Here is a 12,836-nt window from a genome sequence, read left to right as displayed (position 1 = left end):
CGCTACCGCTCGCTGGCTATGTTTCAGGTAGCACGGCGACAGGCTGGAAATCTTGCCGCTGCGCGGTTCCTTCTCTCGGTCCTGGAGCCTTGGGTCTCCAGGCCGCTCCGTTCAGCAAGATTTCTGAATCGCCCGCACGATCTTAAATTCAAAAGCAGACTGATTCTCACCTTTTCAACACTCTGGTCAGCAACCTCTCACTCAGCGAGATTTCTGAATCGCCCGCACGATCTTAAATTCAAAAGCAGACTGATTCTCATCTTTTCAAAACTCTGGTCTGCAACCTCTCACTCAGCAAGATTTCTGAATCGTCCGCACGATCTTAAATTTAAAAGCAGACTGATTCCCATCTTTTCAAAACTCTGGTCTGCAACCTCTCACTCAGCAAGATTTCTGAATCGCCCGCACGATCTTAAATTTAAAAGCAGACTGACTCCCATCTTTTCAAAACTCTGGTCTGCAACCTCTCACTCAGCGTGATTTCTGAATCGCCCGCACGATCTTAAATTCAAAAGCAGACTGATTCTCATCTTTTCAAAACTCGGGTCTGCAACCTCTCACTCAGCGAGATTTCCGAATCGCACGCACGATCTTAAATTCAAAAGCAGACTGATTCTCATCTTTTCAAAAAGTTAACTGGCGTGCTCAAAATCCAGCTGAACGGAGCGGCTTCGAGACCTATGGCTCGAAGACCGAGAGAAGGCAGTGCGAAGCACCTGGATTTGCGCCACTCACGATAGCTGCGGAACATGTCCGTCGTTCCTGCGATAGCGCGCAGTAAAAGAGCCCGGGGGTCTTGGGGGGCGGCGGCGATATGCCGCCCCCCAAGTCGGTGTGGGCCGACGCCCACGGTTTTGACCTTAAGGCCCGTGTGAGTGGCAACCCACGACGTTGACCTTGAAATTAAAAAAGCGTCTTTAGACCCGCCCCGGCATAACCCGATGACACCTCGCCACCACCCCGTCTGCCCCGCAGACAAGATCCTGCGGCATCTGGCAGCCGTCGCCGGCCAGCGGGCAGCGTTCGCGGAAATAACACCCCATCGGCAGATTTCGGTTACTGGGTAACTCCCCTTTCTTATCCACTATTCCGTCATCGAGCTGCCGCCCGGCGCGGGGAACGGAATCGAGCAGCAACCGGGTATAGGGATGCTGCGGTTCGGTCAGCACTTTTTCTGCTGCGCCCAGTTCAACGATTTGCCCCAGATACATCACCGCCACGCGGTCGCTCATGTGGCGCACGACGGATACGTTATGAGAAATCAGCACGTAGGTCAGGTTGCGCTGGCGTTGCAGTTCTACCAGCAAATTGAGGATTTGCGCCTGTACCGAAATATCCAGCGCGGAGGTCGGTTCATCCAGCACAATGATGTCTGGCTCTGAAGATAACGCGCGGGCAATAGATATACGCTGACGCTGACCGCCGGAAAATTCATGCGGCAGACGGTCAAGGTACTCTTTGCGAATACCTACCTGTTCCGCCAGCGTGGCGGCCAGTTCACGACGTTCGCGGCTGCTGTTGTGTTTTTGCACGAACACCGGCTCGGTGATGATCCGCCAGACAGGCAGACGCGGATCCAGCGACGATTGCGGATCCTGAAACACCATCTGCATCCCGGAACCGAACCACGAATTGTCGTGGCGAGCGCGGTGGATTTCCCCGCTGCTCGGCTTTTGTAAGCCCATCAGTAATTGTGCCAGCGTGCTCTTTCCGCAGCCGGATTCGCCAACAATCCCTAAGGTTTCGCCACGGATAATATTGAGATCCAGCCCGTTCAGCGCGTGCACATAACCGGTCGGTTTACCGCGCCAGTTAAAGCTTGCGGGAAAACGTACGCGCACATCCTGGAGTTCGACTAACGCTTCATCAATCATCAGGAAAGCTCCTCAATCGGCTGGATGCGGATTTCACGCTGCGGATGCCAGCAGGCAACGGATTGCTGCGGATGCCGGGCCAGCGGGGTAAGTTCCGGCGTGGTTAAACAGCGGTCATCGGCATAATGACACCGCCCGCGAAACGCACAGCCCTGTGGCAGTTTTGACAGATTCGGCACCGTGCCGGGAATGGCTTTCAGCAGGCTGCGGGGGGTGCCGTTTTCCGGTGCCGCCTGCAACAGGCCGATGGAATACGGGTGCGACGGCGTGTCGATCACATCCGTGGTGTTGCCGCTTTCGATCACGTGCCCGGCGTACATCACGTAAACCCTGTCGCACAGCTGCGACACCACCGCCATGTCATGGGTGATAAATAACACGGCGGTGCCGCTGGCGCGGGCTTTGCGCTGGAGTAACCGCAGCACCTGACGCTGCACCGTGACATCCAGCGCCGTCGTCGGTTCGTCGGCGATAATCAGTTCCGGCTCGCAGGAAAAGGCCATGGCGATTAACACCCGCTGGCGCATACCGCCGGAGAGTTCAAACGGATAGCGGGTCATCACCTGCTCCGCGTCGGCGATCTGCATGTCATCGAGTAACCCGATGGCTTTTTGCCACGCCTGCGCCTTGCTGAGTTTCTGATGCAGGCAGATGACTTCGCACATCTGACGGCCAATTTTGCGCGTCGGGTTCAGGGCGTTCATCGGCTCCTGAAAAATCATCGCTACGCGTGCGCCGCGCAAAGTACGCATCTGCTCTTCACTGGCGCGCACCACGTCGGTGCCGAGCATGCGTAATTCGCCGCCGGTGACGGTAAAACCGTCGGGCGGCAACAGGCGCATCGCCATCATCGCGGTGACCGATTTGCCCGAACCGGACTCACCGACCACGCCGACAATTTCACCGGCACTGACCGACAGTGACACCTGATTCAGTGCTTTTACTTCGCCGCCGTAGACCGGAAAGACCAGCTGCAACTTGTCGATTTCCAGTACCGGCCCGTGGGTTTGCTCAGTCATGTCAGCGCCCTCTGCTTTTCGGATCCAGCAGGTCGCGCAGACCGTCGCCGAACAGGTTAAAACCGGTGGCGGTGATCAGGATCGCCACGCCGGGGAATGCCGAATACCACCACTGATCGAGAATATAATTACGGCCGTTAGACACCATCGCGCCCCATTCTGCGGTCGGTTGCTGCGCACCGAGGCCGATAAAGCCGAGCGTCGCCGCCATCAGAATCGAGGTGCCGATATCCAGTGAAGCCTGCACCACCAGCGGCGGCATAACGTTGCGTAAAACGTGCCAGGTAATCAGATGCCAGCGCGACGCGCCGAATGTGCGCGTGGCCTGCATATATGCCTGATGACGCAGCATCAGCGTTTGCCCGCGCGCCAGCCGCACATAAAACGGAATGCGCACCACGGCAATCGCCAGCATGGCGTTAAACAGACTTGGCCCGAGCGCGGCGGCCAGCGCCATGGTTAATACCAGCGACGGCACCGAGAGCATGATGTCCATGCAGCGCATGATCAGCGCATCCACCAGACCGCCGACCACGCCGGAAAAACAGCCGAGCAACGAGCCAATGCTGCCCGCGATAATCACCACCGCCAGCCCTGCCGCCACCGACTGCTGGCTGCCAATCAGTACGCGGCTGAACAGATCGCGCCCGACTTCATCCGTGCCAAACCAGTGCAGCGCGGAAGGTGCCTGTAGCCGGTCGGTCAGGCTGATGGCGTTCGGGTCGTGCGGTACCAGCCACGGCGAGAAAATCATGATGAAAAGCACGATCAGCATGATCGCCAGCCCGAGCAGGGTCAGCGGGCTGCGGCTCAGCAGATGGAATGTGCGCCGCCAGCTGGCGAAACGCGGTTTGACGTCCGGTGCCACAATATCGGCCCGGTGATTATTGACGCCCGGTTCAATCACAGACATGCCTCACCCCTCACGGCCAATGCGCGGATCGATCCACACATACAGTAAATCCACACACAAATTGACGATGACGTACGCAAACGACACCACCACCGCAAAGCCCATCACCGCCGGGAAATCCAGCGCCTGAATCGAATTCACCACGTACGCGCCCATGCCCGGCCAGGCAAAAACGGTTTCGGTCAGCACCGCGCCGTAGAGTAAATCGCCCATCGCCAGCCCGAGCACCGTCACCGATGGGATCAGCGCGTTCGGCAAGGCGTGGCTGAGGATCACCCGCCAGCGCGAAAGCCCGTTGGCACGCGCCGTGCGGATGTAATCTTCATTCAGTTGCTCCAGCATCGCCGAGCGAATTTGCCGCGCCACGATGCCCATATGGACGAACGCCAGCGTCAGCGCAGGCATCGCCAGATGTTGCAGACTGTTCCAGAACGTCTCCCAGTTGCCGGTCAGCAGGGAGTCGAGCACATAAAAACCGGTGATATCAGCAGGGGGATCCAGCCAGTCGTCGAGCCTTCCGCCGCCCGGCAGCAGGTTCAGATGGCCGTAAAACAGGATGATGACGCCCAGCCCCAGCCAGAATGCAGGCGTGGAAATGCCCAGTACGGAAAGCAAACGCACCAGATGATCGGGAAATTTATTCTGGTATACCGCCGACAACACGCCCAGCGGAATGCCAAGCACAATCGCCAGAAACAGCGCGCTGACCGCCAGCTCCAGCGTCGCCGGGAAGAAGGCTTTCAGGTCTTCCAGCACCGGACGTCCGGTGCGGATCGACGTGCCTAAATCACCGTGCAGCAAATCACTGACATAACGGAAAAACTGTACATACAGCGGCTGGTTCAGCCCGAGTTGCTCACGGATATGCTCGACCATTTCATTACTTGCGCGATCGCCCGCCAGTAACCGCGCCGGATCACCGGGGATCATGTGCGAGATGATAAAAGTGATCACGCAAACGCCCGCCATCACCAGTATCAGGCCCCAGCAACGCTGGCGGATCAACGTCCAAAAAGTCATAGTGTTTTCCCCGTAAAACCCCCTTCAGATCCTGAAAGGGGCTTTCGTGAATGATGCCGCTGTTACTTGTGCATTTGCCCCACGTTGAACACCTGCTCCAGCATCGGGTTGAAAACAAAGCCTTTCACGTCTTTGTTCATCGCCACCTGATAGTTTTTCTGGAACAGGTAAACGTACGCTGCTTCGTCGATAACGATTTTCTGCGCCTGCTGGTAGTAACCGGTACGCTCTTTCTGATCGGTCACCGACACCGCTTTTTTCAGTAAGGCATCGACCTCAGGGTTGGCGTAGAAAGAACGGTTACCCGGCAGGCCTTTTTTATCGGACTCGAACCAGTAGTTCATGAACATGTACGGGTCAGCGAAATCCGGGCTCCAGTTACCGATGGAGATGTCGTAATCGCCCTGCCCGATGCGGTCGCGCATGGTGGCATTCGCCAGTTTTTCCAGCTTCACGTTGATACCGGCCTGACCGAGGCTCGCCTGCACGGCAAGCGCGATAGATTCCCAGTTCGGATCGTTATCGGAATACAGGAAATCCAGCGTCTGCGGTTTGTCTTTGACTTTCTCCAGATCGGATTTAGCCTGCGTCAGATCTAAGGTGTATTGCTTAGCCGTCGGGTCGAAACCCCACATGCCCTCAGGAATTGGCCCGCGCATCTGTTTGGCATTGCCACCGAGAATGCCTTTCACCATGCCCTGATAATCCACGGCAGAGGAAATCGCGCGGCGTAGATCCACCTGATTGAGCGGCGTTTTGGCATTATTGAGATAGAGATAGGTCACGCGCAGCGACGGGAATTCCTCGACAGCAACGTTGCCCTCTTTCTTCAGTGCCGCCAGCTGATCCATCGGCAGGGAATCGGCGATATCCAGATCGCCGCGCGACAGTTGCAGGCGACGGGTGGCGCTTTCACCGATAATTTTCACGGTCACGCGTTTGAACGCCGGTTTCGCGCCGTTGTAATGCGGGTTCGGCACCAGCACCAGTTGCTGACCTTTCTGCCAGCGATCCAGCTTATAAGGGCCGGAACCGGCGGTATGACCGGCCAGCCACGCCTTACCTTCGTCGGCAGGATTGGCTTTGGCAATCGCCGGGTTGACGATGCCTGCGCCGTCATTGGCCAGCGTGTAGAGGAATGGCGCGAACGGCGTTTTCAGCGTAAAGGTGACCGTCATCGGATCCACCACCGTCACCGTCATGTCTTTCGGGAAAGCTTCCGACGGACCCTGACCGATTTTCATCAGACGCTCAAAGGACCATTTCACCGCGTCGGCATTGACGTCGGTGCCATCGTCAAATTTGGCGCCGGGCTTGAGTTTAAAGGTCCAGACCAGTTGATCGGGTGAAGCCGTCCAGCTTGCCGCCAGATCGCCTTCCACCTGCGTTGAGCCTTTACCGTCTTCGGTTTTGTACTGCACCAGACGCTGATAGGCCGGATAGGTCACCGTCCAGTCGTTGTTGTCAATGGTCACCGCCGGATCCAGCGTTTGCGGATCCGCCGCTTTACCAATCACCAGCATGTCTTTCGGCACGGCGGCCTGGGCGGCAAAACTTAAGCCTGACAAGGCCAGAAAAATGGCACCGGCGATCTGTGTCTTGGTATTTTTGCGGAACGTGTTGATTGCTGTGTTGCTCATCGGAGAACTCCTGGCTCTGTCAAAAAGTGATAAGAGACGTGCAATGATTACGCGGCATTCACCGGCGGAAAGCAGCCGAACCGCTCTTCCAACAACGGATACGTTTTGGCATCCGGTAATTCAAAGTGCCACCACTCGCTGGTGATACCTTTAAAGCCGCCCGCCGCCATCACGGCGTTAAGTAACAGGCGGTTACGCTGAATGTGCGGCGGTAAATCGGGATAAAACGGGTGCGAAACTTCGGTCATTTCATCAAAGCCCGCGCCCATATCCACCACGTTGCCCTGCTCATCCAGCAGGGTCAGATCCACCGCCACCCCGCGGCTGTGGTGCGAACCGAGTCTGATATCCACCACATAATCCGGGTTTGGAAACGCCGCCCACAAACAGGCCTGCGCCGCCTGTGGCCGGTAAGCGTCGTAAATTTTCAGGGTAAAGCCGGCCAGTTTTGCCACCTGGTTACAGCGCACCAGTGCAGCAGCCGCATCAGGGTGTAACAGGCAGCGCGATTCGCGATAAATCGGCTGACCGGTCAGGTTATCTGCCGTGGCATATTTCAGGTCGATGACGGCATCGGGTAAAACCTCTGCCAGATCGATCAGGGCGATATCAGGTGTTTTTGTGTTCATCAATAAATCTGTCCGCTGGTGTGAAGGTTAGGATTCAAATTGTCCGAGCTGTTTTTGTAAAATCCGGTTATTCGCCAGACGCTGCTCCACGTCGTTACCGCGCAGTTCGAGCACCGCCGAACACAGCAGGTTGAACAGGCAACTGAGTGGCGCCATCGAATCCCAGAACTGGCCGGTGTCGGTTTTCACCTGCAACAAATCCACCGGATAATCGCGCGCCCACGGGCAGTAAATGTCGGTGATCAGCGCGACATTCAGCCCGCGTTCGCAGGCCGCTTCGCAATAGGTTTGCGCCATTTTTGAATACGCACGGGTGTCGGTGACCACCAGATAAGGCTGCGCGAATTCCGAATTCAGCGATTCAACATAGGTGCCGGACAGGCCGTCGGCGAAATAGACTTTCGGGCGTAAGTATTCGAGATAACTGGAAAAATTGTTGGCGATGCCGCGCACGGACTGGATCCCGAGAATGAATACGGCCTCCGCATCGGCCAGACGCCGGCTGATCTGTGCAAAGCTGTCGCTCTGTGCCAGCTGATACACATGATTGATGGCTTCAAGTTCGAGCGTCAGTGACTGCCGGAGCTTTTCCTGCTGCGGCTGTTTGCTGCGCTCGCGATATGCGCCAAGGCGGTCGGTCACCACCCACGGCTGATAGGCGGTGCCGCTTTGCAGGCGCAGCGTTTGCTTGAAGTGATCCAGATTGCGATAGCCCAGGCTGCGCAGATAACGCCCGACGGAAATGCCGCTGGTCGCTGCGCTGCGCGCGATGCTGTCCGCCGTCTCAAACGGGATCTGCGCCAGATTTGCCAGCAGATAACTGGCGATGCGCTTGCCGGTTGGCGTCTGCACGGCGAACGAGGCTTCGATTTGTTCAATCACATCCTGCGCTGGCTGCATTGGTTAACTCCGTGTTGCTTTATTGTCATAAAACTAGCTCTTGTTAGTTAAATAACAATGCACGGGGTGTGCCAATCCCGACAAATGAGCGAAATTTGTGCAGCAGATCTTGAATCAGGGGACGTTCAGGCCGGAAAGTCGCTAAAAACCCGGCCTGGTTCTTTTGCAGAACCGCCGGATGAGCGAGAGGTGCACAACAAACAGGCAGCTTGTGTGTACTTTTAGTGCATCCTCCGCGCACGCAGAGGCAGACAAGGCAATTTGAAGACGAGGAATCAATCACTTTGTCTTAATAGTCAACAGGTTGGATATTAAGAAAGCAGTCGGTCATCTTTTTTCGTTAACCCTTTGACATGCCCACGGGCAGTCGTTATTATTCGCCCCGTTCAAACGATTCCTCTGTAGTTCAGTCGGTAGAACGGCGGACTGTTAATCCGTATGTCACTGGTTCGAGTCCAGTCAGAGGAGCCAAATTAGAAAAGCCCGCTTAAGGAAACTTAAGCGGGCTTTTTGCATTCTGATTATGTGCACGAATTCGTGCAGGTCAGGCCATGCGGTTACATCGCAAATTCAAAATGAGTGCCATCCGGCAAATCGATTTCCAGGCGCAACTTGCCACCTGCTGCTTCAACATAACGTTTCAACGTCGACAATTTCAGGTCACGGCCCGGCTTTTCCATACCGGCAACCGTAGGCTGTTTAATGCCCAACGCTTCAGCCATCTCACATTGTGTTTTATTCATTCTTTCACGCAGTTCGGCCAGCTCAAGGGTAATCAAAATATCAACGGCCATCGCCTGCGCTTGTGCAGCAACTTCAGGTTTTACGGATGCCAGTAGCTGTTCAAGAGTTCTGCTCATTAAGGCAATTCCTTTTCTTTTATCGTATTCAGGTGCCGTGTAAATTCATTGTCGGCGACCGGTATCATGACTTCATAAAATCGTTTTTCATTACCCACTTTGTTTCCCGCGCAAAGTAAAATACCTCTGCGCAAAGGATCAAAAGCATAAAACGCCCGAAGGGGATCGCCCTTACTTTGGATGCGCAATTCTTTCATATTGCGATGCCGGGAGTGATGAACAAGTGGGATGTTTCCAATACGGAATACAGCTTCCAGAATAGGCAGGGTAATGTTAAAGAATGGGTGCCTGAGGCTAACATACGTCGACAACAACCAAAAAGGTGGGGCGAACCCCACCTTACGGTTAGCTCTTAATTTCGTAGCTTAAGACTGCCGCAATTTCTGTTTTCCCCTGCTTAATATGCAATTCGCACAGCGAATCACGCACCATCCAGGTCCAGGCCAGCAATGTGAAACAAACCACGATGAGTCCGTGTAACACAAGCTTTCGCGACATCTTGCCCTCCGTTGCATTTCTGCTTTTAAGAGGCTATCCTCATATTGTCTAGGTATGGTTGTGATAGCCTCGGGTTGATTGAAAAATCTCCTCGGGGCTTTCTTCTTATGATGCCTTGAACAACTATGATGTCTTTCACAACGCTGCTCAAGCCAGATAAGCCTCAAGCACCCGCGCGCATTCTATCAAGTTAACCCTGCCTGATTTTCGTTCACTTTGTCCTAATTTTAACCGGCCCTTACTGACCCCTCTATCGTTATGTCTAATCCGCATTAGACATCTATACGTCTATCCATTAGGATCGAACCACCTGGGATAACGACCTCACATAACGATGAAAATTAAACATTTACCTCTTGATCAGAATATTAATGGCTGGGCCGCCGTGCGCGGTAACACGCCCCGCCATCCGGCGTTGCACGGTAAAGTAACCGCTGACTGGCTGGTGATTGGCGCAGGGTTTGCCGGGCTGGCGTTTGCCCGCCGTATTGCGGAGCTTCGCCCGCATGAACACGTTGTCGTGCTCGAAGCGCTGGATGTCGCGGATAACGCCTCTGCGCGTAACTCCGGTTTTGTGATTGACCTGCCGCACACGGTTGGCAGTACCTCCGCTGAGCTCGAGCAGGCGCAGACTTACCGCCGTCTTTTACAGTTTGGTCTTGCGCATTTGAAAGAAACTGTCGATCAGCACGGTATTGATTGCGACTGGCAGAACGCCGGGAAATATCACTGCGCGGTGAGCGAACAATTTGATGATGACATCGCTCACTATCAGGACGAACTCACCACGCTGGGCGAACGTTTTGAACGGCTGGATAACGCAGCGCTGAAACAGCGTCTGGGCACAGGTTTTTATCGCAGTGCGGTATACACGCCCAACTGCATTCTGGTGAATCCGGCGGCGCTTATCAGCGGGCTGGTGGCGACCCTGCCCCCGAACGTTACCGTCTATGCAAATTCTCCGGCGCTGCAGATTGATACACAAGGCGCGATCCGGGCGGAAACCCCGCATGGAGAAGTCAGGGCACGCAAACTGATGCTGGCGATTAATGGCGCGGCACGCGGATTACCCTTGTTTAAAGGCAACGTGTTTGCCATGTCGACGTTTGCCACGCTCACTGAACCGCTGACGCCGGAACAACGCCAGCGGATCGGGGATATTTCGCCCTGGGGCTCAACACCGGTGAATGCGCTGGCGGGCGCGACGCTGCGCTATACCGCCGATCACCGCTTCCTGATCCGCGAGCATGTTAATTTCACGCCGGGTCTGGTGACCGGTGCGGTAGAAACCGGCCGCCATGCGCGACGTCATCAGGAACTGTTCGCCCGCATTTATCCGCAGTTGCAGGACGTCAATATGGCCTACACCTGGTCAGGATTGATCAGCATTACGCGCAACGGTGCGCCGGTGTGGGGGAATCTGTCGGAGAATGTCTATTCTTCGGCGGGATGCAACGGCTCCGGCAGCTCAAAGCAGAGCGCCTTTGGCCGGTTGCTGGCGGATCATGCGACGGGGGAAGATCACCCGCTCCTGGCTGATATGCATACGGTTGGGCGCGCCAGTTATCTGCCGCCGCGCCCGTTCCTGGATATCGGTGTGAAAGGGTTTATGGCGCGTGAACGCTGGCGCTCACGCAGCGAAATGTAATGACTGAACGGGCCGGTCGCCATTCACAGACGACCGGCTTTTTTAATGGCGTTTATCGACGCGTGCCACGATGCGATCGCCCAGCCACTGAATGCCGCAGACCATGACAATCAGCACCACAATCACTTCAATCATCACCACCGTTTCAAAACGCTGATAGCCGTAACGGATTGCCAGATCGCCCAACCCGCCTGCGCCGATAGCCCCTGCCATCGCCGACGCCCCAATCAGCGCCACCAGCGTCACCACGAATCCGGATAAAATACCGGGCAAGGCTTCCGGGATCAGCACGTCCCAGACGATGCGCAGTTTACTGGCGCCCATCGCACGAACGGCGTCAATCAGGCCACGATCGACATCGCGCAGAGAGACTTCGGCAACGCGGGCAAAATACGGTGTCGCCGTAATGGAGAGCGGCACAATGGCTGCCCAGGTGCCGAGCGACGTGCCGACCAGAAAGCGCGTTACCGGGATCAATGCCACCAGCAAAATGATGAAAGGCAGTGAACGGAAACCGTTGATGACCAGCCCCAGCGAGCGGTTGACCCAGCGGTTTTCGGCAATGCCGCCAGGGCTGCTCATCACCAGAATCAGACCAAGTGGCAAACCGGCAATCAGTGAGAACAACCCGGAGATGGCGGTCATCAGCAGTGTTTCTTCGACAGCGTTAATCAATAAATCAAGCATTACTGGAGACATAGCCTGTCAGCTCCACGGTTGCCTGGTGCTGGTGCAGCCAGTGTAAAACAGCCTGCTCTGACGCCGGATTATCAACCGGTACAGAGAAGAAAAAACGCACCACGGCGTAATGCTGGATATGGTCGACGCCGCCCTGAATCAGACGAAATTGCCCCGGCAGTTCCGCCGCCATCAGTGTGAGGATCTCGCCCTGACGGCCTTGCCCGGCATAATGCACGCTGTAAATCGCCTCGCCCTGACGTACCGGCGAAAGCTGTTCGGCCAGCGCCTCCGGCAACTGGGGCAGTAATCCCTGTAAAAGCGTGCGCGTCAGCTGAGATTGCGGATGAGCAAACACCTGCCAGACCGGCCCTTCCTCAATGATTTCACCGGCGTTAATCACCGCCACCCTGTGGGCGATTTTTTTGATCACTTCCATCTCATGGGTGATCAGCAAAATGGTGATGCCGAGTTTTTGATTAAGGGATTGCAGCAGCGCCAGAATGGATCGCGTGGTTTCCGGATCGAGTGCCGAGGTGGCTTCATCGCAGAGTAATAATGCCGGGTTGGCGGCCAGCGCACGGGCAATACCGACACGCTGTTTTTGCCCGCCGGACAACGCCGCCGGATAGTTTTTGGCTTTATCTTCCAGCCCGACCAGTGCCAGTAATTCGGCGACCCGCGCCTGGCGGCGTGCTTTGTCGTAACCGGCAATTTTCAGCGGCAGCGCGACGTTTTGCTCAACCGTTTTGGCCGACAGTAAATTAAAGTGCTGAAACACCATCCCGACGCGGCTGCGCACCGACTGCAACGCTTTTTCGCTAAGGCCGGTGATGGTGTGCCCTTCGATTTTGATCACGCCGTCATCAGGTTGTTCCAGTCCGTTAAGGCAGCGGATCAGGGTCGATTTCCCTGCCCCGCTGCGACCGATAAGGCCGAGGATCTCTCCCCGCCTGACGGTTAACGACACATCCTTGAGGGCCTGCGTGTTTGCGAAACGGCGGTTGACGCGGTGCAGTTGCACCACGTCTTCAGCATGTTCAGCCGCGCCTGTCCGTTCAGCTCTTACGAACGCATTCACCTGCGCTTCCCCGGCGTGATGTTCATCGGCGGAAGAACCGGTAAAATGCGCGTCGATCTCAGAGATAATCGTCATG

The 12,836-nt window shown here is 55.9% G+C and carries 12 protein-coding genes, 1 tRNA gene and 1 pseudogene; 2 read left to right on the top strand and 12 right to left on the bottom strand.

The features are described from left to right. Positions 1-917: 917 nt before the first annotated feature. The 7 genes from ABSH60_RS18490 to ABSH60_RS18460 all read right to left on the bottom strand — a co-directional run bounded on the left by ABSH60_RS18490 (position 918) and on the right by ABSH60_RS18460 (position 7,995). Positions 918-1,874: an oligopeptide/dipeptide ABC transporter ATP-binding protein gene (locus ABSH60_RS18490; RefSeq protein WP_390975212.1), complete on the bottom strand. Its 957-nt coding sequence runs from the start codon at positions 1,872-1,874 to the stop codon at positions 918-920. Continuing rightward, positions 1,874-2,893 (bottom strand): ABC transporter ATP-binding protein, encoded by a 1,020-nt coding sequence (locus ABSH60_RS18485; protein ID WP_136375773.1) that lies wholly within the window; start codon positions 2,891-2,893, stop codon positions 1,874-1,876. The genes ABSH60_RS18490 and ABSH60_RS18485 overlap by 1 nt, the downstream gene beginning before the upstream one ends. Position 2,894: 1 nt before the next feature. Then, on the bottom strand, positions 2,895-3,806 hold the full coding sequence (gene ddpC, locus ABSH60_RS18480) for a D,D-dipeptide ABC transporter permease (protein ID WP_056780896.1): 912 nt from the start codon (positions 3,804-3,806) through the stop codon (positions 2,895-2,897). A gap of 3 nt (positions 3,807-3,809) precedes the next feature. Next, positions 3,810-4,826, bottom strand: coding sequence for an ABC transporter permease (locus ABSH60_RS18475; RefSeq protein ID WP_122095541.1), 1,017 nt, complete (start codon positions 4,824-4,826; stop codon positions 3,810-3,812). Positions 4,827-4,888: 62 nt separating this feature from the next. Then, positions 4,889-6,466, bottom strand: a complete 1,578-nt coding sequence (locus tag ABSH60_RS18470) for an ABC transporter substrate-binding protein (RefSeq protein ID WP_390975209.1) — start codon at positions 6,464-6,466, stop codon at positions 4,889-4,891. Positions 6,467-6,513: 47 nt separating this feature from the next. After that, complete coding sequence (gene ddpX, locus ABSH60_RS18465; protein WP_056780906.1) at positions 6,514-7,095, bottom strand: D-alanyl-D-alanine dipeptidase; 582 nt, start codon at positions 7,093-7,095, stop codon at positions 6,514-6,516. A gap of 27 nt (positions 7,096-7,122) precedes the next feature. Further along, positions 7,123-7,995 (bottom strand): MurR/RpiR family transcriptional regulator, encoded by an 873-nt coding sequence (locus tag ABSH60_RS18460; RefSeq protein WP_056780909.1) that lies wholly within the window; start codon positions 7,993-7,995, stop codon positions 7,123-7,125. 395 nt (positions 7,996-8,390) lie between these two features. On the opposite strand from ABSH60_RS18460, the gene ABSH60_RS18455 reads away from it, so the two are divergent. Continuing rightward, positions 8,391-8,466 (top strand) — tRNA-Asn (locus ABSH60_RS18455). 86 nt (positions 8,467-8,552) lie between these two features. Here ABSH60_RS18455 and ABSH60_RS18450 read toward each other — a convergent pair. From ABSH60_RS18450 to ABSH60_RS18440, 3 genes and pseudogenes are all read right to left on the bottom strand, one after another. Further along, a complete protein-coding gene (locus tag ABSH60_RS18450) occupies positions 8,553-8,855 on the bottom strand; it encodes a helix-turn-helix domain-containing protein (protein ID WP_390975206.1) in 303 nt (100 codons plus the stop codon). Further along, positions 8,855-9,076, bottom strand: a pseudogene (locus tag ABSH60_RS18445) (type II toxin-antitoxin system RelE/ParE family toxin); the annotation flags it as partial. The gene ABSH60_RS18450 and the pseudogene ABSH60_RS18445, both read right to left, overlap by 1 nt. A gap of 124 nt (positions 9,077-9,200) precedes the next feature. Continuing rightward, a complete protein-coding gene (locus tag ABSH60_RS18440; RefSeq protein WP_072158177.1) occupies positions 9,201-9,353 on the bottom strand; it encodes a Hok/Gef family protein in 153 nt (50 codons plus the stop codon). Positions 9,354-9,687: 334 nt separating this feature from the next. Here ABSH60_RS18440 and ABSH60_RS18435 point away from each other — a divergent pair, with 334 nt between their 5' ends. Next, complete coding sequence (locus tag ABSH60_RS18435; protein WP_390975204.1) at positions 9,688-11,001, top strand: FAD-dependent oxidoreductase; 1,314 nt, start codon at positions 9,688-9,690, stop codon at positions 10,999-11,001. A 42-nt stretch (positions 11,002-11,043) separates the two neighbouring features. Here ABSH60_RS18435 and ABSH60_RS18430 read toward each other — a convergent pair whose 3' ends face one another. Further along, positions 11,044-11,700 carry a methionine ABC transporter permease gene (locus ABSH60_RS18430; RefSeq protein ID WP_056780917.1) on the bottom strand — a complete coding sequence of 219 codons (657 nt, stop codon included), beginning with the start codon at positions 11,698-11,700 and terminating at the stop codon, positions 11,044-11,046. Further along, the gene (locus tag ABSH60_RS18425; RefSeq protein WP_390975201.1) at positions 11,681-12,835 is read right to left on the bottom strand and encodes an ATP-binding cassette domain-containing protein; all 1,155 of its coding nucleotides are present in this window, start codon (positions 12,833-12,835) and stop codon (positions 11,681-11,683) included. Before ABSH60_RS18425 ends, ABSH60_RS18430 begins: the two co-directional genes overlap by 20 nt. Between the last annotated feature and the right edge of the window lies 1 nt (position 12,836).

Source organism: Rahnella sp. R3(2024) (assembly GCF_042920125.1).
Classification (GTDB): domain Bacteria; phylum Pseudomonadota; class Gammaproteobacteria; order Enterobacterales; family Enterobacteriaceae; genus Rahnella; species Rahnella rivi.
Note: the sequence above shows the minus strand (reverse complement) of the source record. Positions and strands in the feature narration are given on the sequence as shown.